The organism is Paenibacillus baimaensis, from assembly GCF_025567575.1.
The window spans coordinates 340,333-367,023 of the sequence record NZ_JAOQIO010000095.1 but is presented as its reverse complement, the minus strand read 5'-3'; the positions used below and the strand labels follow the sequence as shown (position 1 = coordinate 367,023).

General features: G+C 49.7%; 18 protein-coding genes. 15 read left to right on the top strand and 3 right to left on the bottom strand.

The features are described 5' to 3' along the window. The first annotated feature begins 7 nt into the window (after positions 1 to 7). Positions 8 to 706 carry an AIM24 family protein gene (locus OB236_RS27970; protein ID WP_240414034.1) on the top strand — a complete coding sequence of 233 codons (699 nt, stop codon included), beginning with the start codon at positions 8 to 10 and terminating at the stop codon, positions 704 to 706. Between the two features lie 27 nt (positions 707 to 733). On the opposite strand, the gene OB236_RS27965 is transcribed toward OB236_RS27970, so the two are convergent. After that, positions 734 to 940, bottom strand: a complete 207-nt coding sequence (locus OB236_RS27965; RefSeq protein WP_076227957.1) for a hypothetical protein — start codon at positions 938 to 940, stop codon at positions 734 to 736. 214 nt (positions 941 to 1,154) lie between these two features. Here OB236_RS27965 and OB236_RS27960 point away from each other — a divergent pair, with 214 nt between their 5' ends. The 7 genes from OB236_RS27960 to OB236_RS27930 all read left to right on the top strand — a co-directional run bounded on the left by OB236_RS27960 (position 1,155) and on the right by OB236_RS27930 (position 11,189). Beyond that, entirely contained in the window at positions 1,155 to 2,918 is a 1,764-nt protein-coding gene (locus tag OB236_RS27960) for a sialidase family protein (RefSeq protein ID WP_262686858.1), read from the top strand. A gap of 29 nt (positions 2,919 to 2,947) precedes the next feature. After that, entirely contained in the window at positions 2,948 to 3,856 is a 909-nt protein-coding gene (locus OB236_RS27955; protein WP_262686857.1) for a sugar phosphate isomerase/epimerase family protein, read from the top strand. A 41-nt stretch (positions 3,857 to 3,897) separates the two neighbouring features. Then, positions 3,898 to 4,704, top strand: a complete 807-nt coding sequence (locus OB236_RS27950) for a M55 family metallopeptidase (protein ID WP_262686856.1) — start codon at positions 3,898 to 3,900, stop codon at positions 4,702 to 4,704. A 203-nt stretch (positions 4,705 to 4,907) separates the two neighbouring features. Further along, positions 4,908 to 6,488: a response regulator transcription factor gene (locus OB236_RS27945; RefSeq protein WP_262686855.1), complete on the top strand. Its 1,581-nt coding sequence runs from the start codon at positions 4,908 to 4,910 to the stop codon at positions 6,486 to 6,488. Further along, the gene (locus OB236_RS27940) at positions 6,478 to 8,268 is read left to right on the top strand and encodes a sensor histidine kinase (RefSeq protein WP_262686854.1); all 1,791 of its coding nucleotides are present in this window, start codon (positions 6,478 to 6,480) and stop codon (positions 8,266 to 8,268) included. The genes OB236_RS27945 and OB236_RS27940 overlap by 11 nt, the downstream gene beginning before the upstream one ends. A gap of 89 nt (positions 8,269 to 8,357) precedes the next feature. Beyond that, positions 8,358 to 9,902 (top strand): extracellular solute-binding protein, encoded by a 1,545-nt coding sequence (locus tag OB236_RS27935; RefSeq protein WP_262686853.1) that lies wholly within the window; start codon positions 8,358 to 8,360, stop codon positions 9,900 to 9,902. Positions 9,903 to 9,935: 33 nt separating this feature from the next. Beyond that, complete coding sequence (locus tag OB236_RS27930; RefSeq protein ID WP_262686852.1) at positions 9,936 to 11,189, top strand: sialidase family protein; 1,254 nt, start codon at positions 9,936 to 9,938, stop codon at positions 11,187 to 11,189. 128 nt (positions 11,190 to 11,317) lie between these two features. On the opposite strand, the gene OB236_RS27925 is transcribed toward OB236_RS27930, so the two are convergent. Together OB236_RS27925 and OB236_RS27920 are read right to left on the bottom strand one after the other, a co-directional pair. Next, on the bottom strand, positions 11,318 to 12,169 hold the full coding sequence (locus OB236_RS27925; protein WP_262686851.1) for an NAD-dependent epimerase/dehydratase family protein: 852 nt from the start codon (positions 12,167 to 12,169) through the stop codon (positions 11,318 to 11,320). Between the two features lie 9 nt (positions 12,170 to 12,178). Further along, positions 12,179 to 13,132: a zinc-dependent alcohol dehydrogenase gene (locus OB236_RS27920; protein WP_262686850.1), complete on the bottom strand. Its 954-nt coding sequence runs from the start codon at positions 13,130 to 13,132 to the stop codon at positions 12,179 to 12,181. A gap of 139 nt (positions 13,133 to 13,271) precedes the next feature. Here OB236_RS27920 and OB236_RS27915 point away from each other — a divergent pair, with 139 nt between their 5' ends. The 7 genes from OB236_RS27915 to OB236_RS27885 all read left to right on the top strand — a co-directional run bounded on the left by OB236_RS27915 (position 13,272) and on the right by OB236_RS27885 (position 26,665). After that, positions 13,272 to 14,180, top strand: coding sequence for an AraC family transcriptional regulator (locus tag OB236_RS27915; RefSeq protein ID WP_262686849.1), 909 nt, complete (start codon positions 13,272 to 13,274; stop codon positions 14,178 to 14,180). Positions 14,181 to 14,369: 189 nt separating this feature from the next. Further along, on the top strand, positions 14,370 to 16,247 hold the full coding sequence (locus OB236_RS27910) for a cache domain-containing sensor histidine kinase (protein WP_262686848.1): 1,878 nt from the start codon (positions 14,370 to 14,372) through the stop codon (positions 16,245 to 16,247). 68 nt (positions 16,248 to 16,315) lie between these two features. After that, positions 16,316 to 17,830: a response regulator gene (locus OB236_RS27905; protein ID WP_262686847.1), complete on the top strand. Its 1,515-nt coding sequence runs from the start codon at positions 16,316 to 16,318 to the stop codon at positions 17,828 to 17,830. 183 nt (positions 17,831 to 18,013) lie between these two features. Further along, a complete protein-coding gene (locus OB236_RS27900) occupies positions 18,014 to 22,807 on the top strand; it encodes a hemoblobin-interacting domain-containing protein (RefSeq protein WP_262686846.1) in 4,794 nt (1,597 codons plus the stop codon). A 231-nt stretch (positions 22,808 to 23,038) separates the two neighbouring features. Beyond that, positions 23,039 to 24,007 (top strand): ABC transporter permease, encoded by a 969-nt coding sequence (locus OB236_RS27895; RefSeq protein ID WP_262686845.1) that lies wholly within the window; start codon positions 23,039 to 23,041, stop codon positions 24,005 to 24,007. Between the two features lie 12 nt (positions 24,008 to 24,019). Beyond that, on the top strand, positions 24,020 to 24,916 hold the full coding sequence (locus tag OB236_RS27890) for a carbohydrate ABC transporter permease (RefSeq protein ID WP_262686844.1): 897 nt from the start codon (positions 24,020 to 24,022) through the stop codon (positions 24,914 to 24,916). A 114-nt stretch (positions 24,917 to 25,030) separates the two neighbouring features. Next, the gene (locus OB236_RS27885; protein WP_262686843.1) at positions 25,031 to 26,665 is read left to right on the top strand and encodes an extracellular solute-binding protein; all 1,635 of its coding nucleotides are present in this window, start codon (positions 25,031 to 25,033) and stop codon (positions 26,663 to 26,665) included. The last annotated feature ends 26 nt before the right edge of the window (positions 26,666 to 26,691 follow it).

Sequence of the window (26,691 nt, the reverse complement as noted above, 5' to 3'; positions counted from 1 at the left end):
AGGTACAATGGACATTTCTTTTGAGCAGGCTGAACAAAGGACCCGGCTGGCAGTGCTTACGATGGATAAGGGAGAAGCCGTCCATGTGATGCATCCCAATCAAATTGTTGCTTTTCAAGGCCAGCCTTCCTTGCGTGAGGATTCCTTTATGAAGCTGTCCAATATGTACCGCAAAAAAAGATTCATTCAATCGCGGATCAGTGGTCCGTCACGTTGTATGCTGGGTCTGCCCGAGGGCTATAGCCTGGGAATGGTTGCTATTAAAGAGGATGACGATCTGCTGTTTGAATTCAAGCATGTGTTGTTTTATATGGAGGGGATGACCTTTCGCACACATATTCAAACCATTCGTAATGCGATCATGACACGTGATTTGGTGAAAATGAGGTTTCAAGGACCGGGAAACCTGGGATTGCTAACGTCAGGACCGCTTTATCAGGTGGAGCTTCACCCGGATAACCCGTTGTTTGTCGATGTGAACTGTCTGGTTGCCTACCCACAGCATATTGAGCTTAAGCCCTGTGTATATGGAAATACATTGGCCAGCCAGCATATGAATTATCATTGGGAGCTAAAGGGTACCGGTTCCGTACTGCTGCAGCCCTGCAAGCCTGACAAGCAGCTGGATGAGCATATGCAAGGTGACAGTCTGATTCGTCGGGTACTTAGAGAAGTGATTCCGTTCGGAGGGATCTTTATCAAATGAAATAAGCCACCGAAGTGGCTTCAAAGCTTAAACAAAACCTCGTACAGTCGCATGGGGTTTTTCTTCTGTCTGGAGAGATACCGTTTTAATTGAAGTGATCGGAATAATATTGATGCTATGGGGAGATTGATACTTCACAAAGCGTTCATCCATCTCAATAAGTGTCCCATTGGCAATACTTCCACCATCAATGAAAAGTATCGTGACCTTTTGATTGAGAAATTCTTTTAACATGGACCTCACATCCTTCCTAGTTCAGTGTACCCTAAAGTCGGAAAGAAGGCAAAGCAGACATTTCACCCAACAAGTTAAATCAGGCAGGTTAAACCTTAAGTTAGACCTATCTTAACCTGGAGCGATATCCGCTATGATATAACGGAACCAATAGTAAAGGTTGTTCAAAGAGCTGTTTTTTGAGCACGCAAAATGACTGAAAAGGGTGGTTGAGATGTCTGCAAATGTTAACAATCCAATGAAAGATGTGCGGAATATTAAATGGGGTCTTGAGATTCCCCGCGAGCATTATTGTGATCAGCCCTATATCGTGATCACGGCAAGCGGAGATTGGGTATGCGTGATGACGACTGGAGCCGGTGTTGAGGGAGAGCGGGGACAGCATGTGGTCTCTGCTATCAGTAAGGACCAGGGTCAGACTTGGTCAGAGCTTACCGATATCGAACCGGCCGATGGTCCCGAGGCTTCCTGGGTCATGCCGCTTATTGTACCGAGTGGACGGATTTACGCGTTCTATACGTATAATAGCAGCAACAGGAGCGAGGTTATTTCGGATAGTGGTTCCCACATATCCCGCGTAGACACATTAGGTGACCTGATGTTCAAATATTCCGATGACGGCGGACGTTCGTGGTCGAAGGATCGGTATCAGGTTCCGATTCGGAATATGCAGATAGACCGTGATAACCCTTATGAGGGCAAGGTGCAGTTTTTCTGGGGAGTAGGCAAGCCGATCATTCATGAGGATTCGGTATATATGGGGTTGGCCAAGGTGGGCAGCTTTGGTGATGGATTTATGGCATCTTCAGAGGGGATTTTTGTGAAAAGCAGCAATATTTTAACGGAGTCGTCTCCCGAACGAATTGAATGGGAAACGCTTCCTGACGGAGATCAGGGGATTAAGGCGCCCTTGGGTAAAGTAGCGGATGAGCATAATCTGGTCGGACTGAGTGATGGCAGCTTGTACTGCACGTATCGTACGGTTGAGGGTCATAATGGTCAGGCCTACAGCCGTGATGGAGGTCATACGTGGACAAGTCCTGATTATGCCCAATATAATCCGGGGGGCCGGAAGATCAAGCATCCGCGAGCAGCTAATTTTGTGCGCAGGTATAGCAATGGCAAGTACACGCTCTGGTTTCACAATCATGGTACGGACAATCGGGCAACCCCATCGCTTGCTTATCAGGATCGTAATCCTGTCTGGATGTGCGGTGGAATCGAAAAGGATGGGTACATTCATTGGTCGCAGCCGGAAATCGTGTTATATGATGATGAACCGCGGACACGTATCAGTTATCCCGACTTTATTGAGCAAGAAGGCAAATATTTCATCTCCGAAACGCAAAAAACGATTGCACGTATCCATGAAGTCGATGCCGCATTATTAGAGGCAATGTGGAACCAGCATGACAATGACGAGCGGTCCGAGCGGGGCTTGGTTTTCGAGATCGTGAAGCCGGCAACGACAGGAACAGACGCGCTTGTGGAGCTTCCAGAGCTGCCAAACCTTGCAGCCGGTGGTGGATTTGCGCTTGATCTATGGATTTATCACGGAAGCCGTGGAGCAGCAGGAAGCCTGTTGGATACGAGGGGACGGGGTGGCAAAGGAATAGCCGTAGCTATGACTGAGCAGGGAACGATTCGTTTGACGTTGAATGACGGCAGAAGTGAATCTTCTTGGGAGTCCGATGAAGGGCTGCTGCAATCCAACGCCTGGCAGCATATTGTGGTGAACGTAGACGGAGGTCCCAAAATCATTACGTTTGTGATCAACGGTGAGCTGGCGGACGGCGGCAAGCAGCGGCAGTTTGGCTGGGGGCGGTTCTCACCACATATTCAGGATATCAACGGAAGTCGTCAGGCTCTGCTAGGAGCGGGTTGGGAGGGTCTGATCGGATCGTTACGTATCTATGACCGCTATCTGCTGACCTCTGAGGCAGTTGGAAATTACCGTTTCGGCTTGACGCCACAATAATCCAAGGAAGAAAGGAAGGCAGATCCCGTATGAACGAGGAGCCATGGAAAAAATATATAAAACTTGGTTTAAATCATCATTTGCTGTTTCCGGTAACCTTTGAGTCGGCAGCCGAGCATCGGCGCACGATCAGGGAGGTGCTGGCTTATCCCGAGTTCGAGGTCATTGATATGTTCATTCCCGATTCCGATGAAGCCGCAGAAGAAGAAATTCCGTTGGTACATGCCAGCGGCAAAGAGCCTGTGTATAACTGCCCACTGATGAACGGACCGAGGCTGAATCCGAACAGCCCTGACCGGGCCATCCGAATGGAGACCGTAGAGGCGGTAATCAAGCATTTGCGAAGAGGGCTAGATATCGGAGCACGCAAGGCCGTTATTGCGAGTGGATCGAATCCGGGAGAAGCGTTAATTGCCGAGCAAACCGCTTATTTCGTCGAATACGTAGCGGCACTGTGTGCGCGTGTTCCCGAGATCGAGCTGCTTATTGAGCCGTTTGATCGCTCCATCGGGAAAAATCTGCTGATCGGATCAACTCGTGAAGCGGCTGAGGTTGTAAGACAGGTTCGAGCTCAGGGCTATGGGAACATCGGACTGCTGATCGATATGGGTCACATCCCCTTGATGAACGAAACCTTCACTCAGGCTGTGAAGGATTCACAATCCTATATCAGGCACGTACATCTCGGCAGCTGTGTGATGAGCAATCCCGCCAATCCGTTATATGGGGACATGCACCCACCATGGGGCTACGAGGATGGCGAGCATGATGTAGTTGAACTGGTCGAATTTCTAAAAGCCTTGTTTGCATCCGGCTATCTGGGTGGAGAGGATCGGCCTTCCGTGACTTTTGAAATGAGACCTTACCCTGGGAAAAATGAACGGGAAAGCGTGGATATTTTTCTTGCCAAGCTGCGCGAGGCCTGGAGGACGCTTTGAGGTGCATCAAGGCTGAATTGAACAAAGGGAGGATTAAGCGGATGAAATGGATGATTCGTGTGGATATGGAAGGCTTGACAGGTGTCGTCAATATGAAGCAGGTCGTGCCTGGCGCCGAAGACTATGGGTTTGGCCTGCAAATGCTGAAGCATGATTTGGCAGCTGTGCTGGAGGGACTCTTGCAAGCCGAAGAGGATGAGGTATGGTTGTATGACATCCATTTTTACGGTACGAATGTCGATCTGTTCCAGCTGGACCCGAGGGTTACCGCAATATGCGGCAAGCCGCATTACGGGCCCGAGAACCTTGCCTATCTGGATGGCAGCTTCGATGGAATGATACTTCTCGGCCTTCATGCGAAGGCTTCGATGCCGGGGGCGCTGCTCAATCACAACTATGAGCATGATATCATCAGAATGAGCGTAAATGGTGTTGTTGTAGGCGAGATCGGATTGGAAGCATTAATGGCTGGCGAGGCAGGTGTGCCTCTCGTTATGGTTACGGCGGATTCAGAGGGTGTAAAGGAAACGGAGGCACTGCTGCCGGGAACGATTACGGTTAGTGTCAAGCAATCGTTTGGCGACACTGCTGCCGCCTGCTATCCACCTTCGCGGACAGCAGCTCTGCTGAAAGCTGGTGCGATGGAATGCGCCACGGCAGCGAAGAGGCTGACACCCTATACAATTGCCGGACCGATTGAATTGGATATGCAGTTCAAGCCGGGAGCTTTACTGGATAAGCTTAGAGTCAGATTGGCTGCTGCTTTCATCGAAGCAGACCGGATGGTTCTCACCGGTGACACCGTGCTGGAGGCCTGGAACCAATATTTGATTGCCAAATCCGATTGATGGCTTCGGCAGTTTAAGTAACCCCCCTCAAAAATATATGCAGCCGTGTATTGTTTGTACCTGAGCCTTGGTACAATGACATACACGGCTGTATGAGGTTATCAAGCCGTTCATTGAAAGATCGATTTTTGAACATGATCGTATGTGTATCGATTATAATAGAACTAAAACACTCGTTGTGGAACCGAAGGGAGGCGACCGTATTGAATCCATCGATAGATATTTTGATCATCGAAGACGAGGGTGAGGTACTGGAAGGTATTCGCACTTCCCTTCAACAGCTTGACCCCTCAATCGGTCATATCTACGCTATCGGCAATGCGGAGGATGCCAGAGAGATGATCCGTACGCTGTTTCCGCGGATTATTGTAACGGATATTGTACTTCCGCGGCTGTCAGGGCTGGAGCTGCTGGATGAAGTGATGCAAATCTCCGATTACGAGCCCAAGGTTGTCGTAATCAGCAGTTATAATGAATTTTCCTATGCACAGCGGAGCTTGCAGTTAGGTGCGCTTGATTATGTGCTCAAGCCTTTCGATAAAGCTGAATTTAAGCAAAAGCTGCTCAAAATTGTTGCAATGATCCATGAGGAGGAACGGCAGCGGTTCGAAATGCAGCATCGGATCGAGCATGCGCAGATGGGCACCCGGATGCTGATGGACCAATACATACTGAGCTTTTGCACCAAAAAAACACAGCTGCAGGAGCATATTTACCACCGGCTGCAGCTGTGGAATTTAACCTGGCTGACGACCTCCTCCTATCATCTGATGGCCTTTGGCGTTAGCGGTGAGGTACCGGAAAGCGATAAGGATATGGAACTGCAGCTGTTTTCCGTCGGCAACATAGCCGGAGAGACGATGGAGAAGTTCCACTCCTCCTATCTGCTGAAAAACGTCCATAACCGCTGGATCGTAATAACCGCTTATCCCGATCTGGAGGAGATGATGGAGGCCATTCGCCACAATGTCCGCAAGTACCAACGGCACGAGCTGCATTTTGGCGTCAGCGGTACGATGTTTTCGTTTCAGGCTTTATTTGATGCCTACGAGCAGTCCAATCAAGCACTCCGTTGGGCGGCTGCCAACCGTAAGCCGGAGCTTTACTACCAGGAGATGGAGGATGGCTTGCCGGAACGTACAACGGCGGATGTTAATGAACGGTGCGCTGCTGCGTTGATCTCCGGTGACCGTGACGGCATGGTCCGAGCGGTTCGGGACAAAGTGGAAAGCATCGTCCGGTTAACGCAACTCATTCATCGCAAGCAGCTGGCCCAAAACTGCCTGGACTGGATTATGGATATTCAAACGCTAGTCAACGAAAAGTCAGGCATTTATCTGGATCAAATCTCTTTATCTCTGTGGGAACGTCTTGAATGCTACGAATCGATAGATTCGGTCAAGCACGAGCTGTGTGCGTATTTTCAAGACTTGTCTGACAAAGTAACCTCTCAGATATCCGGAACAGGCAATGCGATTATTGAGCAGGCCAAGGTCATGATAGGCGAGGAATTTGATAAAGATATTACGCTCCAGGGCATTGCCGATAAGCTTGCGATTCATCCGGTATGGCTGAGTCATTTGTTCAAGAAGGAAACAGGCCAAACCTTTTCCGATTACGTGATTGAGCTGCGTATGGAGAAGGCGAGAAGACTGCTTCGTGAATCCAATCTGAAAATATATGAAATCGCTTCAAAAATCGGATATTTGGACCTGCAGCATTTCGGGAAAATATTTAAAAAACGGACGGGGATGTCACCCAAAGAATACCGGTATGGCAAATGAACGGAGTGTGCCAACAGCCATGATCAACCTGAATTTATATGCCAAAATCAGCCTGCTGCTGCTATCCGTCGTGACAATCCCAACCATACTGCTGGGGTATTTGTCGTTCAGCAATTCAAGCGAGCAAATCCGTAACGTGACGAATGCGTTCCTGCTTGATAATTTGCAGCACAATGCCCAACGGGTGGATACCCTGATGACGAGAATTGAACAACGCTCGGAGAAGGTACTGGAATCGGATAAAGTGAAGGCGCTGCTCCGAGAGCCTGCTCCGGACAGCCTGCTCAATGAATTTGATTTTATAAGACTAATGAATCCGGTGCTGGATGAGCTTAAGGGTGAGTACGAGCTGAACATTTATCCCAAGCAGCCTGCCAAATACCCGAATTATGCGGGCGGTATTACGGGAGAGGAACCGTGGTTCAAGCAGGCACTGCAAATGGAGGGGCGCGGATACTGGCATGTCTATTCCGTGAATGGGGAGCGTACTACGGATTTGCTGTATGTCCGGGCGATTCGCGACTTCCCTCAGCTGCAGCCGCTTGGTGTGCTGACGATTCGGGTTCCGAGCTTTCTGCTGGCTAACCAGCTGATCATTCCCGAGCGTCTGGAGCAGCTAAGCTTTTATATGGTCAATGAGGCAGGCAGGATCGTAGCTACCAGATCGAATCAAAAGGAAGGCGCAGATCTGGCAATAACACCGAGCACAGTGAAGATGAATACCTCGGTACTTCAGACCAGAATTCAGGGTTCCGATTATTACGAGGCCGCCAAGACGCTTGGAACGGCAGGCTGGAGCATTACCGCATTAATTCCGGTTTCTGAGCTGATGGGTCCTATTGAGAACATCAAGCAGTTTACCTGGATACTGGTCGTGTCAGGCATTTCAGTTATGAGCATTCTTCTATTAATTATCGTGCGTAAAATAACGATTCCGATCAAATCGCTGGTCCGCCATATGCGCCGCATTTTGCTGGGGGAGCTTGTGTATTTTGACAGCTACAGGAAACGAACAGATGAGATCGGACAGTTGATTCGTGGCTATAATTCGATGATCACAGGGATGATCGAGCTGATTGGCAAAACCAAGCAGTTTGAAGAGGAAAAAAGACGTCTGGAAATCCGGACGCTGATTCATCAAATGAACCCGCACTTTTTGTACAATACGATGGATACGATCAAATGGAAAGCTGAGAAGGCCCAAGAGCCAGCAATCGTAAATATGGTCACGGCACTCTCCAATTTGCTCCGTTTCAGTATTAACAATGGAGAAGAACTGACGACGGTGGAGCGAGAGATCCAGCATGTACGCAATTATTTGAGCATCGAGCTGCAGCGGAATCACGATGCATTCGCTGTCTTTTTTCAGGTGCAGCCGAATATTCTTCATTTTCCATTTATGAAGCTTACCGTACAGCCTCTTGTGGAGAATGCCATCAAGCATGCGGTCAAGAAGATGAAGGAGGGTACTGGAAAAATTATCGTATCGGTGTACCAATCCGGTGACCGCCTTATTTGCTGTGTGGAGGATAACGGAGCAGGCAGCGAGCAGGATTTATCTGCGCATTTTGCACTCATCGAGCAGTCCGGAGGCAATCAGGAATCAGGTGTCGGTCTTTACAACGCAGACAGAAGATTGAAGCTGCGGTTTGGAGCGGACGAGGGCTATGGTATCTATATGGAAAATCGGGTTGGGGGCGGCTGCAAGGTCACACTGGTCCATCCCGTAATCGGGCATGAGGAACAGGAAAACCAGCATGAACTGTATAAAGCACGGTGAAACATTAAATAAACCATCTTTCGGTCTGTGGTGGGAAGGACTAGAATCAGGGTGAGTTGGGCCCTGTACCTTATAAGGGGGTTACCGGTTTGAGCAATAATATCGCATTCAGAGCTATGGTGGCACTGCTGGTTTGGATAGCCCTGACCGGATGCAGTGACGGCAGTAATCAAGCGGACAGTAAGGATAATCAGATGGAGCCGATTCCTAAGCTTACCGTGATCAAACCGCTGTTTCCGGGACATATCTATCATCCGGACTCGGAGCTTGAGAAGCTGCTGGAGAAGGAGACGCATGTGGAGGTTACCTATGAAACACCCCCTTATAGTGAATACAAGACAAGGCTTTCCGTTAAAATGGCGGGTGGTGATATTCCAGACATTGTGAATACGTACAGTCCGAATGATCCCGAGCATAATGCATTGATCGATCAGGGTGTGTTTTTGCCGCTGGATGATTTACTGCCCAAATTTCCCAAGCTGAAGCAGGCATTCAGCGCACAGACCTGGGAGTATATGCGCAATCCGACGGACGGTCATATTTATGGAGTTCCCTGGATGCGGGATCGTGGAGGGCAAGGCATCGTAATTCGCAAGGACTGGCTCGACAAGCTCGGTTTGAAAACACCAACAACGCTCGATGGGCTGGTGGAGGTATTGATCGCCTTTCGTGATCAGGATCCTGATGGCAACAAGGTGAAGGATACGATACCCCTTACCTTTAAGGACAATCAGATTTCCAATCTGAACGGGTTATTTTCATTATTCGGGGTCAATCCCGGATGGTCTCCGGCAAGTACGGATGCCAATCAGCTTCAATATGGTTTGGTCCAGCCTGGAGTCAAGGAGGCTCTGAAATTTCTGCGCACATTGCGTCAGCAGGGGCTGATGGACCCCGACTTTCTGGTTGGCAAAACAATCGGAATCGACAAGTTCAAGTCAGGCAAGGTGGGTGTGCTTCTTCTGAATATTGGCGATTATCGGCAGCTTGCCGTGATGCCGTCATTAAAGACAGAAATTTTGGACCCGATCCATAATAAGGGGAATGTCCTGAGTATCAATCTTCCGGCCACGCCGATTAACCGGACAAATCAAATTTCCAGTCGTTCCAAGAATCCGGAGGCTGCGCTTCGTTATCTGGAGTATCAGATTACAGGTGGATATGACCTTATTCAATACGGCGTGGAGGGCAAAACGTATCGGATCGATAACGGGGTCAAGCTTCCTTTTGACAGTGAAAAAAAAGACCCCCAATACAGCACGAACGTCGGACTTGAGCTGCTGCAGCCCGAATGGTTGTTTACCGATCCGGAGAAATATACCAAATTCGTACCCAGAGACATGGCTGATTACATGATGCACAAGCTCGACACGTATGAGAAGAACATTATGTATGATTACCTTCGTCCTAATGTGGTGATCCCGTCACTTCAGGAGAAATCAGCGATTCTTCGTCAAATTATTGAAGAAGGGTATACTCGAATGCTTTTGGAATCGAAGCTGGACGTGGATACAACATTTGATGAAATGGTCGGCAAATGGAAAAAGTCCGGAGGCGATCAGGTCACCGAGGAAGTCAATCGTTTGCAGAAGGATAAGTCGGAACCCAGCTTCACCTATATGCGAAAACCTTAAAGGTTTTCTGTGGAAAGGAAGGAACATAAGAAGATGACGATGAAACCTGAGATACAAGTGGATGAATGGAAAAGAAGCAATCCCGATATAACGGTTTTTGTACCCAAGGAGGATGCGTATACCGGAGATAATGAGCATTTTCTCGTATTTGAAAGTCCCAAGGGCGAATGGCTGGCATTATGGACACAAAGCTCTGTGGAGGGTCACGGTGACAACCATCTGGTTCTGTCACGGAGCAAGGATCAGCTAGAGTGGTCGGAGCCGGTATATGTAGCCGGAGCGCGTCGGGGCGAGAGAGGCGGACAGGCAAGCTGGGGGTTTCCTGTTGTATCGGAGCAGGGGCGTATGTATATCTTTTATACGAAAGATATCGGCATTCATGATTTGGATTCACAGACGACCGGTACGATGGGCTGCGTGTATTCAGATGATGATGGATATGCATGGATAACGGGCACTGATATTCCGATGGATCGGAACCGGTATGATCACCCTGATCCTAAGGTGCCACGCAACTGGATCGGTTGGCAGAAGCCGATTCGCGACAGTCAGGGCCGCTGGATGACAGGTTATACACAGTGGAGCAGCCGTGAAGTCTACGATGTCCCCAAGGTTGGCTGGTACAGCAAGGATTCTCGCTCCCTGTTCATGCGATTCGACAATATCGACGAAGGACCGGACCCCGAACGGTTGAAGATCACCTGGCTTCCTCAAGGCAGCGAGGGACTTGCAGTGCCTTTTCCCGGGAATCCCGAGCTGTCCGTCGCACAGGAACCAAGCCTTGTACTGCTTCCTGATGGTCGTTTATTTTGCGTGATGCGAACGTTTACGGGATTTATCTGGTATTCGGTTTCGAGTGATGATGGAGAGAGCTGGACCCCTCCACAAATGCTTCGTTATCGTGATGATGGCGAGCCCATTCGCCAACCTATTGCTTCATGTCCCGTATATCCGCTCCAGGATGGCCGGTTCGTGCTTGTATTTCACAATAATGATGGAAATCTGGGGGAATACGGGCCGCATCATGCGCTTCATAACCGTCGTCCCGCTTACCTAAGCTGCGGACGTTATGTTGAAGGAGCCCGTCAGCCGCTCTGGTTCGGGAAACCTAAACTGTTTGTGGATACAGACGGTTTAACGATAGGACCCAAGGGTACAAGCGAGATTGCCACCTACCCCAGCTTGACGGAATTTAATGGGAAAACGGTGCTTTGGTACCCCGACCGCAAATACTATTTGTTAGGGAAATATGTGACAGAAGCCTGGCTGGAGAATGGGCTCGATTAGGTTTATTTAAACGATAAATGCGGCCCGCACAGAGTCATTACTCTGAGCCAAGCCGCATTTGTCTTGTTACCAACTATAGGTTCGGATCGTAGTCGAATTGTATCAGATAGAATTGCAGCATGAATTAGCTACTGAGCTCTTGTCGATTTCCCTGGTGCAAAGCCAAGCTCCCGTTGCACATTTTCCATTGAAAAAATGGGCTTATATGAATGGCCCGGCTGTTCATAATAGGATAGATCGTATTGCCCCGCCCGTTCTCCCAATATGGCGCTCAGCATAGCTATTGTAGGAATGCTGCAGCTGCTTTCAGGACCAACCATGTTCCATGTATAGGCTCCTGCTTGGAGTGGGGCATGGATGGCATGAACGATGGCTTCAACAACATCGCTGGCATAAATATGGCTTAAGCGGACAAAAGGTATGGTTAATTTCGTAGCTGTTGTTACGACGGGAGGTGTCCAGCTGTCATCGGATACGACACTACCCAATCGCAGGTTAATAAAGGTAGCATCTGTATGGTTTCGCTGCAAGTAATACGTTAGCTGCTCCAGCATGAATTTGCTTAAACCATACGCATCCTTAGCCAGACAGATGTGATCATCAGGAATAGGGAGCTGCTGTGGAAGAAATTCGTTATCCAGGCAGCCCACTGCTGCGATCGAGCTGGCTCCAATAAAACGGGTCGCTCCCCGATCCAGCAAATAACGGTACAGTCTTCTTGTGCCAAGTAGGTTGACCGATAGTCCGTCTTCTTCGCTGCAGCCCCCGGTAACCGCGGCGAGATGTACAACGGTGCTGATGCTGAATTCGTCCAGAAGCCGCAAATCTTCAAATCGGTCATAGTTCCCGCGGATAACAGCGACGGAAGGATTCACTGGACTTCGCGACAGGCAGATGACATCCTCATGAGCATCTGTCGATAGTCGTTCGAGCAGCCTTTGTCCGATAAATCCACTTGCTCCAGTTAGTAATATCGTCATATAGATCTCCTATTCCCATCGAATAACGATGCCATTATAAGAATTGCGCTTGCTGGTAAACAGCTGGTTATACACATCGGCTGAAGCATCCCAGTTCAGCTCGTGGGATATGAGCTTTGCCATATTCAGGGTACCGGATTCGATGAGGCGTATAACCCCTTCACGAACCGGATAATCTCCGATGAAGCAAGGAAACACGGCATCCAGTTGTTTGCTGTGAGGGATATTGAAATGGAAGCTGACCCGATCCGGGTACCAGCCAAGAAACACGAAGGTTCCTTTGTTTTTGCATGTATCCAGGGCATCGTCGAGCAGAGCTTCAAAGCCTGTCGATTCCGCAACGATGTCAACACCCCCGAGGAATCGTTCTTTGATCGCTGCCACTGCCCGCTGCTCGTTGGAATCGATCACCCAATCCGCACATAGCTCACGGGAGCGCTGAAGACGATCTGTCGCAATATCCGAGGTGATGACATAAGCACCACGAAGCTTAGCAAGCATGGCTGCACATTGTCCGATCAAGCCTTGTCCGACGATATAAACAACATCTCCTGTACGGATCCCGGCCTTGTTCCAGGCGTTAGCCGCAACGCTCGGTTGAACGAACATGGCGCATGCTTTTAGCGATGCGGTCGAGGTCAATTTGTGGGCGAGATGCCTGCTAGCCTTCACATATTGTGCATGCGCTCCGCTGCAAAACACCGTCACCCAATCTCCCGGTTGGAACATCCCGACTGCGTGTTGTCCCACTTCCACAACTTGCCCGCTGGCCTGATAGCCATTTACAAACGGAGGTGGACCGTAATCCGCTCTTTTTCCTTCTGCAATCCACATTTCAGTACCTATGCTTATGCCCGAATAAGCTGTTTTAATAATAATCGAATCATCGTCAAGCTGAGGATACGCGATTTCGATAATTTCTGCTTTTTTGCCAAGCTCCGTTACGGCTAACGCTTTGATCATGGATTTTGCCACCTTTTTCGTTGTATGGTTAGAGGAAAGTTCTAACAGTTCTATCGTAAAGGGATTGTGGATGGATGAGGATGGTGTAAAGTCAGACTTCGTATGGTACATATTCCGATTATCGGAGGGAGACAAGTACATGGGTGAATCGAAAGCAAGTGTTGTGTTTCAGGGCAACCGATTTTTCAGAGAAGGCGAGAGCTTCAGTATTGTCAAGCATTCGGAATCGATGATGGAGGACAGAAGTTTTCATTCTCACGATTTCGTGGAAATTTGTTATGTCTATTCGGGTTCTGGTTACCATGTTGTCGGAGAACAGATATATGAGGTGGCAAAAGGGGATTTGTTTCTCATTAATTATGAGGTGACACATACGTTTTACCGTACAGCTGAGCAGCAGGAGCTGGTAACCTACAACATTTTGTTCAAGCCGGGATTTTTGGATGACAGCCTGCATTTGTTTCACGATTTTACAAGCTTGACGCTTTCCTATTTATTCAAGGATAGCTGGGCGGACGAACCGTTCCGCGAGGACCTGAGATTAAGCCTCGACGAGCAGCGTGAGTTCGATCAGCTTATTCATAAAATGGACATGGAATACAATCAACGTATGCCCGGACATAGTGCGATTCTAAGAGCTTATACGATTGAGCTGATTGTTATGATGATGAGGGGCTTTCAGAAGCGCAGCACAGGCAATGAGCGTCAGCACAAAAAGGCTTCGGAAATCGAAGCGGCACTGCTTTATCTGGACACCCATTTTCACGAACCAATTCAGCTTGCCGAGCTAGCCAAAAAAACCTTTTTCAGCAAAAATTATTTTTCACACCTCTTTAAAGAGGCAACAGGCCTGACGGTTTCCCAGTATACTCAGCTTGTCCGGATTGATAGAGCCTGCGAAATGATGCGGGACCCGGACAAAAAAATTGCGCAGATTGCATTGGAGGTCGGGTATGCGGACTATAAGGCGTTTTATCTGGCTTTTAAGAAACAAAAGACCTTGTCCCCGCATGCTTACAGGAGCGGCCTGCCCCTCACAAACCAATAACTTAAATGAAGCGGGTTAAACCTTAAGTGAGACCTATCTTATCCTGGGCCTATATCCGTTATATTGGAAATAAAACCGGAGTGGGGTGAGTGTCGAGATGAACCAAAGACAATGGTTGCAGAATGTAAAATGGGAAGAAATACTTCCTTATGCAAGGACGCTGGCAGGGGATGATCTGCAGTTGGGGCTATGAGACGACCGTTCAGCTTTCAGACGAAGCTGTTTATTACGTTTTCGTTGCTCGTTACGATGATCATCGCGATTGCATTCAGCGTCTTTTATTGGTATTACCAGAAGGTAAATGTAGAGACGATTATTCGTACTTATCGGGGAGAAGCGGCAAGTATTACCCAGCAGCTCGATAATTCGCTGTATACGATGGACAGGCTGGTTATGCAAATCAAATACAATCCCACGATTGCCAACACGTTTTTTTATATGCCTTATCAGGAGAATGCCGAAAGCTACTTCGAGAATAACCTGGAGGCAGCCTACAAAATGAGAGAGCTGATTACCTCCATTGTCGGCCTGGACCCGCAAATTTTTAATCGAGTATCGATTTTGAGCCGCTCCGGCGCTTTTTTTGGAACGGGTGCCTATTACGACAAGGCACAGGCGTCGAAGCAAGCAAGAGAATCGCCCTGGTTCAATCAACTGAGCAGCAAATCGGAATACCGCCTGCTGCTTCCGCCGCACAGGGACGATTGGGATCGCGAATCGAACCGTGAGGTGATTTCGGTTATTCGCAAGCTGGGAGAGGATTTGACCCCCAATACGTTAGTCGAGATCCAGCTGCCGGCTGAATACCTGGATAAGATCAGCTCTTCCGGACAAACCGGCAGCAAGCAGGTGATGATGATCAGCCGCACCGGAGAATGGATATTTCCCCGTAATCCCATACTTACAGAACGTTTTGAGCCGCATCGTCAGGCTTTTTTACAGAATTTCGCTGCGTCTCCATCCTTGCCATCCAGGAATGAATTTGCCTGGATTGATATGCCGGACGGCTCCCGGGATTTGCTTATTTATCAGCACGCCCCTTATTCGGACTGGACCGTTATGATCGCAGAGCCGGAGCAGGAACTGCTGGCACCAACCCGCCAAGCCGGATATATATTCAGCATCACAGCTTTTCTGATTATTTTATTAACACTGTTAACCTTGTATTTCTCCACAAAGCATCTCCTGAAGCCGCTTCGGCAGCTGCGTGACACGATGAATCAAGTGCATCTGGATGCAATTCCGGATATGCGTGAATCGAAATTGTTCAGGGGCGTGGAGCTGCAAAATACGCACAATGAGCTGCATCACTTGTACCAATCCTTTCGTAAAATGCTGGAGCGACTGGAGGAATCGAAGGAGCAGTCCATCGAGGCTCGCTCACGTGAGCTCAGGTCTCATTTTACAGCTCTCCAGGCACAAATCAATCCACACTTTTTGTACAATACGCTTTCCTTGATCGGCGCTTTGGGCTATGAAACGGGCAATAGCAGCATCAATCAGCTATCAACGATGCTGGTCGGGATGTTTCGCTATATCACTTATGCGGGTGGGCAGCCGGTCACGCTGCGGGAGGAAATCAGGCATACGCTGAACTACCTGAATATTATGAAAATCCGTTACGAGGACCATCTCGACTTTGTAATTGATGTTGATGAGCGGCTGCTCGAACAATCCCTTCCCAAGATTACGCTCCAGCCGTTTGTGGAAAACTGCTTCAAGCACGGCTTTGCCAATACCAATTATCCCTGGAAAATCACGATTACAGGGTATGAAAGGGATCAAAGGCAGTTTATTGAAATTCGGGATGATGGTTGTGGATTTTCGGAGTCCTATTTAGTTGATTTTGCCGAACAGGCTGCCGAGGTTGCGGCCGGTACATTCACTGTTTATTCCCCAACTTCTCGCGCACAGAAGGATAGCGGAGCGGGTACGATCAACACGTATGCACGGCTGTATTACCATTTTGGCGGTCGGGTTTGCTTAGAGCTGCTGAATGGGGAGGACCAGGGAGCCATCGTGCGCATCGGCTGGTGGAAGGGGACACAGCTACATGCGGCGCAGTGAACGAACTTGTATGTACATGCTGCAATAGCGTGCAGCATTCAAAGCTGATCAAGAGGGAGCTGGGGCCAATGCCGACAGTTGTTGTCGTGGACGATGAAGCACCGTATTGCCGGGCATTAAGAAAAATGATAGAGGAAGCTGGTCCGCGTTTTCAGGTGCTGGGGGAAGCCTTTAACGGGGAACAGGCACTCGACATGCTCGCACAATTACGGCCTGATGTACTGTTCACCGATATTCGTATGCCGGTGATGGATGGACTTCAGCTTATCGCTGAAGCCAAGCGGCGGCAGCCGGAGATCGCTACCGTCATTGTAAGCTCGTATGACGATTTCCATTATACGCGCAGGGCGATCCAACTGCAGGCCGAGGATTATCTGCTGAAGCCGGTGACGATTCCGGATTTGCAGGAATTGCTTAAGCGGGTCGAGGCGGGCGTCAACGAGCAAGTGAGAAGACGGGAGAAGGAGCTGTGGGCAGCTGTTGTGGAGCAGGGAGCCGTTGATCGGCTGCCCAATTCGATGAGATATGCCCATTACGTTGTCTACATGCTGTGCGCAGGCTCTATGGGCCAAGCTTATGAGGATCATATGCATCCGGGCAAGTTATTTTGGCAGTCGGATTACGGGGAGACCATTATACGGAAGATGATAGCTGAACCCTATGGCTGCTGGTTACTGGATACAGAGAAAGAAAATGAACGCTTTCTGCTGGTAGGAAGCAAGGAATCAGTGGAATCAGCTCTTCAGGCTGCGCAGGGATTGATTCAGGAACTGATGCACAGGGCGGACCGGTTAGCCATCCCCCTGACCATTGTGCAGCAACCCGTGACCGAATTGTCAGGGCTCAGGCAGGTGCTGCAAACTGCAGGCAAAAGGATGCGGCTTGGTCTGCTGTTCGGCCGATCCAGCGTAATGAATGAATGTGCTGACCGCCAGCCTGCGCCTATGCAGCCCTATTATCGTACGCTCGGTCAGGCGATGGAGCTGCGGCAGAAGCAGCCGATCCTCGATGCGATCTTTGACATCGTACACGGCTGGGAGCGACAGGAAGCCAGCCAAATCACTATCGAACATGGCTTGAAGCAAATTCTTTTTATGTTTCCAGAGCACTTCAAATTGATTTCGGATGAGCAGTTCATCCTAGCAGGGATGGAGCTGGATTCGCTTCTGCTCCATTCCTTGACCTATCCGGAGCTGCTGGCTGGAGCTGAATATACATATAGCACCTTGATGGACAGTGCAGCTTCCGGTACCCGAATCAGTGATCATCAAGAGGAAATCATTGTACAAATCGAGCAGTATTTGCAGGCCAACTATTCGCTGCCTATTACCCTTCAGGATTTGTCCAGGCGGTTTAATCTGGTACCCAATTATTTAAGCGCGATGTTCAAAAAATTCCGTGGGGTTACGCCCGGTGAATATTTAACCCAATGGCGAGTTCATCAGGCGAAGAAGCTGATGGGCGATTCATCTGGCTTACTGTTGAAGGATATAGCGGATCGAGTAGGCTATTCCGATCCTTTGTATTTCAGCCGCGTCTTCAAAAAGGTTACGGGCTTGGCACCCTCGGACTATATGAAGTAAGTCTAATCCCTGATGTCGGGCGGAAATCGCAACAAATGAGATATGTCCATAAGCGGCTCTGATTCGTCCATTCCTTTGGCGCAAGGCTTAAGCGTATACTTTTTCGTGAAAGCGATCTCATTTGTTGTAATGCTTTGACGATTATCCTAGTTTCATAAAAAATCAGTTCAAGGAGTGAAGACATTGAAGGTTCATTCATCGGGTTTACAGCGTTGGGGACGGGAAAGGCGGCGGTACTTATGTATGTTATTAAGCTTCGCTTTATTGTTCACGGCATTATTACCAATTAGCGGTTTCGGCGCTGCAGTTGCCAATGCCGATCCGCTGCCGGAAAGCGATCTGATCAATGAGTCATTTGACGGGATGGCAACGGGATCGACACCAGCTAACTGGGGAGTGTCGGTGACCGGAAGCTCTTATGTTAAAGTGGCGGAACGGCCTGAGGGCGGACGTTTTCTGCAAATTTACGATGCAAGCAAGCAGGCGACACAGGGAATCACCAAAACCTTCACCTCACAGACGGGCAAGCTGACCGTTCAAGCGGATGTGCAGCTGCCCGCGGGGGCTACAGCCGGCAAGGAAAACATGCTGTTCTATATCCTCGATTCAGCTAACAAACCGGCAATTGCGCTCAATCTGCAGCCGGACAAAATTATTACCTATCGCACAGTCAGCGGAGTCACGACGAGCACGACACTGGCCACGGGTCTGCCCCTGAACGGCTGGAGAAGCCTGATTGTTGCAGCGGATTATAGCAGCAAAACGTATGATTTCTACCTGGGCGGTTCACTCATTCAAAGCGGTGTACCTTTCCGTTACGATGATGCCGTGAACCTGAGCAAACTCCAGGTAGCTGGAGCCTACTATGCGGATAATGCGAACTATATCCGTATCGTCAATTTGGATCAGGTAGCCATGTACAGCGGGGCGGTCAGATTGCTGCAGCCTCCTGTGCTTGCTCCTGACGTGACGAATGCCACAGTGGGTCAGCCGGTTGATCTTGCTTTTACGGATAGCGCTTCATGGCGTGCGGCGATCAGCGGCGTTGCGATTGACGGAGCGACAGTCAGCGGTTCAACGTATACAGTGGGTTCCGGCAATCTACATATCGGGGCAGCCGCTTTTCCAACCGCCAAATCGTATCAGATCGTTGTGAAAGCCGCCGGATACGTGAATGCAGCCGTTACACAGCAGGTCTATGCCGCGACGGTAACCGATCTCGTGTATGAAAGCTTTAATTCGATCACGGTGGGAACGACCCCTTCCCAATGGGGAGCCCAGACGACAGGCAGCTCTTATGTGCAGGTGAAAGAGAAGCCTGATGGAGACCGATATTTACAAATTTACGATGCCAGTAAAATGACTACGGAAGGCATTAACAAGAGCTTTGCCTCACAGACAGGCAAGCTGACGATACAGGCTGATGTCCAGCTGCCGACGGGGGCAACTGCTGGCAAGGAAAATGCGCTGTTCTATATGCTGGATTCAGCGGGTAAGGCTGCAATTGCATTGAGCGTCACACCTGATAAAATAACCTCTTTCCGAACCGTGGGTACGACAACAACGACAACGAATCTGGTCACAGGACTTCCGCTTCATGGCTGGAGAAGCATCACGGTGGCTGCTGATTTCGCAGCCAAAACCTTCGACTTCTATCTCGACGGCGAATTGAAGTCAGCGGCTGTTCCGTTCCGGTACGATGATGCCGCCAATATAGCAAAGCTGAAGGTCAGCGGAGCTTCCTATGCAGACGATGCCAATTATATCCGCATCGTGAACCTGGACAATGTCCATATTTACGTGGGCGAACCAAAGTTTCCTGCACCAGACCTTGTTACGCCGCCAGCACCCGGTGTTGAGAAAAATTCCTTCGACAGCTACTCCAGCGTATTCCTTTCCTCCAGGTGGTGGCGTACAGACGGCATGGATGGACAGCTGGGAACACTGGATGCGTTGAAACGTTTTATGGCTACCGATGACAAGTGGTCTTATATAACCGACAAAAACCAGATTTCCAATATCGTACGGCAGGGAGTCGGTTTTCAGGGCACCTTGAATATGAATATGGGATCGGTTGGCAGAGCCAAATACTTCGACGGAACTCCGATTGTAGCGCCATGGATGACCTGGGGAGCGACCTGGGGCAGCATGAGCGATCCGTTATACTACCAGGCTGTGCTGAATGTCGGCAAGCAGAGCATCGACGCGGGAGCGGCTTCCTTCCAGTTTGACGATTGGCGCGGTAGCGTGGATGCCTACAAGTTCGGCGGAGATTTCTGCGATCCGTGCATGGAGCAGTTCCGCCAGTATCTGGATGACAACTATTCGGATATGCAGCTGAGCGCTTGGGGAGTTTCCGATATTTCAACCTTCAACTATAAGACGTTTTTGCAGACGACGCTTGATGTTCAGACCAACGGCGATTATATCAATAAAAAAATACTATCACCCTTGGACGGTGCTTTTAGTGATTTCAACTACAAGGCAGCCATTGGTTTTCATACCCGGATGAAGCAGGATCTGGAGGCTTATGCGGGTACAACGATAGAGTATTCCAATAATGCTCCCTTCATTAAGGATTCCGTGGCAAGCAAGCATTTTCTGCATGATGCGTTCAACTATGGCATGGGTGAGAATGATGAGGACTCCATGACCATCGATAATATGGTAACGAACGGCTCTTTGTCCTCAGGCCTCGGCAAGCCGCATATCATATCGCCGCTGCCTTATCACGAGGCCAAAATTCGTGAAGGCATCGCCGCATCCTATGCGCTCGGGCAGTATATGCTCGTACCGTGGGATGCCTGGCTGCAGGGCTCGACGCGCTACTTCGGAACCGTCGAGCAGTACGGTGATTTATTCCATTTTATTAGGCAATATCCGTTCCTGTTCGATGGGCAGGAGCCTTCCGCCAAGGTAGGCATACTTGTCAAATGGAGCGATATGAATTTTGCGACGCTCAGCAGCTTGTCGATGAAATTGTTTAAAGCCGGTGTACCTTTCAGAATACTTGCTGCCAATGACAGTCTGCCGGCTTATGCGCTGCGCGAGCAATCATTTGAAGGTCTAGACACGCTGATCGAATATGCTCCGACAGCTTCCTTCAGCGCGGCCGACCAGCTGCTGATCAGCAATAGCGGCGCCACTGTTCTCGGTGCCACCTATGTCGATTCATCCTGGCTCGCTGCCAGAAGCCAGGTGTCCGTCACCGGCGGAGAACAGCTGTATGCCACCGTTCGCTCGCCTGAGGACACTTACGCTCCGAAAGTCATTCACCTGCTGAACCGTACCGGGTTAACGGCAGAGGATATCGAGGTTACGTTGGCGGATTCGGCATTTTTTGGAGGCTCCAACCTTCAGGCCGTGCTTTACAGGCCGGGCCATAATCCGCTTGAGCTTACTGTAACAAATGCAGCAAGCGGCAAGCATAAGGTTACGGTTCCTTCCCTGGAGGAATGGGGAATCGTTCGTGTCGGCAGCGGCAGCTCGATAACGTCCGGAGATGTGTTCAACATATCGGCGCCATGGTCGGGTATCGCGATTGGCAATCCCGCTCCCACAGGTTCAGCATCTTCCAGCGGAAGCACCGTTACCGTCACGAGCTCCGGTGCAGGCCTGCATGTGCCCTCCAAGGGAGATATGGGGTCCTCGGATCAATTCTCATATGTATATGAGCAAATCCATGCGACACCGCTTCAGGATTACAGCGTAAGCACGAGGCTTGCGGACTCCACAGGGGCTGCGAACGGTGCATTGACGGGTCTTATGCTGCGCGAGACTCCGGCCTCCAACGCCAAGTTCGTTGCTATTGCTAACGTTGCAGGGAACGGGCTGAGGCTGTTCTGGCGTGATGCAGACAATAGCGAAATCGGCTCCTTGTCACTCGGTCAGCCGGCGCTTCCAGGGTATGTAAAGCTGGTAAGGCATTCCGGGACGTATTCAGCTTATTATTCCTCGGACGGCATTCAATGGGGAGCTGCTATCGGTACGCATAATATTTCGCTGCGCACTACGCTTGGAGGCGTCTTCACTGCAGCCGGCAAAGGAAATGCATCCCATACGGCTTCGTTTGATTCTACCGTCATTACGTATGGTGAGGTGGTTCTTCCATCCGGTCAGCTGGATCACCTGACTATAGGCGGCCTGCCACAGCAGCTGTCGGTAAGCAAGACAGCGCAGGCAACGGTGACCGCCAGCATCTACAATTCAGGAGTGGAAACGAAGCTGGATATTACAGGCGAGCAGATTCAATTTACGTCATCCGACCCGTCGGTAGCGATAATCAGCTCCAGCGGGATCGTAAGCGGGATCGCGACAGGAACGGCAACTCTAACGGCGTCATTCACCGCTAACGGCGTGACCGCAACGGGAACGGCAGCGATCACGGTCGTGCCTCCGAATTCCGTACTGCTTGACGAAACGTTTGATTCCTATGACGTATCAGAGCTGCCAGCAAGCTGGGTATACAGTCCCACTACAGTGGGAGGCTCTTACATCCAAATTTCGGAAACTCCGTCCGTATCGGACAAAAGCCTGAATATTTATGATAACTCGCCGGGTGGATTCCCATCGGCAACAGCCAGCTTTGAACAGCAAGCCGGTCCGTTCTCCGTCCAATTCGATTTCAAGGTAAGTTTCGGTACGGTGAAAAGCAACGGCGGTGCGATCGTCGCTTATATGCAGTCGCCAAGCGGAACTAATGGTATCTCGCTGCTGGTTGAAGACGACGGCTTCTGGTATCTGGATGGATCGACGACGGTTGTAGCGGCTCCAGTTGTGGAAAACCAATGGTATGCGATTCGTATTGATCTGAATCCAGCAACAAGAAAAATGGATCTGTATATCGATGGAGTGAAGGTTGTGGATCAGGGGAACTTCCGCAACGCAGTCGATACGATTTCCAAAATACAGGTGGGCGGAAGCTCCAACGGAGTGGACACGTCGGCCTTCTGGAACAATGTGCACATTTCTTCCTGATAAGCAGTCTGTCAGCTTATGCAGCTATATGATGTAGCTAAAAAGTCAAGCCCGGAGAATGTTAGGCTCCGGGCTTTCCCATGTAACAACTACTGTTTATCCATATACAACATAGATCCGTCTATGTAAGCCGTCTGGCGAGGCTGTTACACTTATCCTGTAAGCGCAAACAAAGCAGGGAGCGCGTCATTCAGCAAGAAAATTAGAAGCAGCATGGAGGTGAGAATGAAAATGAATATCGAACATAATGAGAGTGTTATCGCCAGTGCTACCGTCAAACGGTCGGGCACACAGAATAAATCCGGTTGGCGTTACGATCTCCGTAGAAACACAAACCTGTATCTGATGGTGCTGCCGGGACTTATCGGGTTTATCGTGTTCCATTACATACCGATGTACGGCATCATCATTGCTTTTAAACAGTATGATCTGGTCCTCGGATTTATGGAAAGTCCATGGGTCGGCTTCAAGCATTTTCAAAGCTTTTTTAACGATCCTTATGCGGTCCGGGTCATTAAAAATACGCTGCTGTTAGGCTTTTACAGCCTGCTGATCGGCTTTTGGCCACCGATTATTTTGGCGCTGCTGCTGAATGAGCTTACCTGGAAAAGGTGGAAAAAATTTTTCCAGTCGATCAGCTATCTGCCGCATTTTATCGCGATGGTTGTCGTGGTTGGGATGATGATGGACTTTCTGAGCATAAATGGTGTGGTTAACTCGATCCTGCTTTCAATGGGTTTTGACAGAATAGCGTTTTTTAATGAATCGGGCTACTTTCGCAGCCTATACATCGGCAGCGGTATTTGGCAGGGAATCGGGTGGGGATCAATTCTGTATTTAGCGGCTCTGACCGGTATCGACCCGGAGCAATACGAGGCCAGCTATATCGATGGCGCCAGCCGCCTGCAGCGCATTTGGCATATCAGCCTTCCGGGCATGCTGCCGACGATTACGATTCTACTGATTCTGCATGCCAGCGATATTATCAATATCGGCTTCGAGAAAGTATACCTGATGACCAATCCCGCGATTTATGAGGTGGGCGATGTGATCCAGACGTATGTGTACCGAAGAGGTATCGTAGACCGCAATTTCAGCTATGCGACTGCAGTTGGTTTGCTCAACAGCGCTGCCGCCTTCCTGATTCTGTATACGGCCAACAAAGCGAGCAGGGCGCTGAAGCAAAATTCGTTGTGGTAGGAGGAACCCCATTTGAAAAATACAGGCTTGGCCAATCGGCTGTTTGATATATCCAATTTTACCGTACTCATGCTCTTATCGCTCTCCATCGTGCTGCCGTTTGTGTATATGCTATCGATCTCCTTAAGCAATCCGGTACAAGTGGGGCTTTATCAGGTGGGACTGATACCACGCGGGTTCAACTGGAAGTCGTACGAAACGGTTTTTCAGGATAATCAGATTCTGCTGTCGTACTGGAACAGCGTGCGTTATACGATGCTGGGCACTGTGCTGGTGCTGCTGATCGGCTGCCTGACGGCATATCCGCTGTCTGTCAATCGGTTCAAGGCGCGCAGACCCTTATCGATTCTGTTTACGTTTACGATGTTTTTCAGCGGCGGCCTGATTCCGTCCTTTATGCTGCTCAAAAATTTGAGCCTGCTTGACACGATTTGGGCAATAACGCTGCCCGCTGCATTCAGCTTCTGGAATATCGTCATTCTGCGTACCAATTTTCAGGCAATGCCGCAGGAGCTTTATGAATCGGCGTTTATCGACGGTGCCAATGACTGGCAGATTTTGTTCCGCATCGTGCTGCCCTTGTCGAAAGCGATTTTGGCGACAATTGCGCTGTTTGCCTCTGTCGGGCTGTGGAATGCCTATTTCGGCCCATTAATGTATCTGACCTCGCCAGAAATGCAGCCTCTGACGATTATTCTTCGACGCATTTTGCTGGCCAATGAGGTGCTGTCACAGGGCGCGCTGGATCAGGCTAACAGTATGGAGATCGACCCGGTTGCCTCAGCAGGACGGATGATGAGTATTCGGATGGCGACGATCTTTGTCACGATTGGCCCGATCGTGCTGATTTATCCGTTTGTACAAAAATATTTCGTGCAGGGTGTTCTCGTTGGTTCGGTCAAAGGCTGAGCGGATTGCGGAGCGGAAGGATGAGCTGCTGCTGCGTGTTTATGGATCTATCAGTCTGCATTCTGGCGGTGTAAGGTGAAGCCATTTGCAAATACAAACAATGGAGGGGTTTATGTGAACAAAGCTACAACAAGAACGGCCGCTGCCGTCATGGCGATTTGTATGACGATTTTGGCCGGGTGCCAGAGCGGGGAGAAAACCGCTTCGACCACGCCTGCCGCAGCGGGGGATGGGAAATCTGCGAAGGAAATCCCGACAGTCGAAATCATGACGGCCTGGGACCCGGGGCTGCCAATCAGCAGCGATCTGCCCGTGTTCGTAGAATGGGGTAAGCGGACAGGGATCAAATTCAATGTCAACAGCCCTCCAAGGGATGCATTCAAGGAAAAAATAAACATTGTGCTCACCTCGGGCCAACTACCGGATATGATGAAATTTTTTCAGGACGAAACGACGCAAAAGGAATACGGTCCGCAGCTGTTTGTAGCATTGGATGATTACATGAAAGCCGGCAAGCTGCCCAATCTCGAACGCTGGCTGAAGAAATACCCGGAAATTGAAAAGGCGATGCGGCGTCCCGAGGATGGCAAGCTGTATGGCTTCCCGCTTGTCCAGGATTTTGATTTTGCAACGACGCTGTGGCAGGTGCGCAACGATCTCCTGAAGAAGGAAGGACTGGACGCGAGCCAGATCCAGAGCGTCGACGATTTGAAAAAGGCTATGCTGGCGCTGAAAAAGCAGACCGGAGACTATATCACCTCCTCGCGGCTCGGCTTTGATTATTTTGCCGAACGGTCGCAGGTGTATTTTGGAGTTAATGTCAACAACGGCCCGAATAACGGGATGATGTTCGATCCGGAGCAGAAAAAATTCATGTTTGCCCCGGTTGATTATAAGGATCGTTACAAGCAGTGGGTCGAGCTTATGCGCTGGATGTACGCCGAGAAGCTGCTGCACCCGAACTTTCTGACGATGAAGGACCAGGAGCTGTTCGCAGGCTACGCGAGTGACGATTTCCCGCTGATGCTGGAGCAAACGGCGATGAAAAACCTCAATATGACTGATGATCCAGCAAAGGAAGTACAGCCGATCTATCCTTTCAAAATCGATGGGAAGATCCAGTCGCAAAATCTCGATCCGCATTACAATATCCATTACCGCTCACCGCTTGTCATTAACAAGAAATCCAAACATATAGATGAAATCATCAAAGCGATGGATTATACGTACAGCGATGCAGGTATTGAGCTTTTGATGCTGGGCGTTGAGGGGGAGACCTTTTCAAAGGACCCGAAGACTCCGTCAGGCTACAAATTCGACAAAACGCAAAGCGCCTGGACAGTTGGCGCAGACGGAAAGTTCCCGGATGGATTGAAAAAGGGTACGGATTATGGTTACGGCACCTGGTGGTTGACCGGAGTGATTCCTGCCGCTGCTCGTTACAGCACATGGAGCTACAAGGAAGGGCAGGAAAAGGAAGCGCAGCTGGTTCCTGATCGGATGAAAAAGCTGAAGGAACTGGGGGCGCTGCGTGATCCTGAACCGGCATTAAATTGGAACAAGGAAGAATCCTCTAAAATATCCGAAATCAGCACAGCGATGAAAACCTATATCAGTGAGAACGTGACCAAGTTTATTCTCGGTCAAAAGCCAATGACGGAATGGGACGCTTTCACTGACGGCTTCAAGAAGTTGAGATATGAGGAACTCGCCAACATGTATAACGAGAAATACAAAACATTGAAATAGCCGATATCGAATCGAGAAAGGAGGGA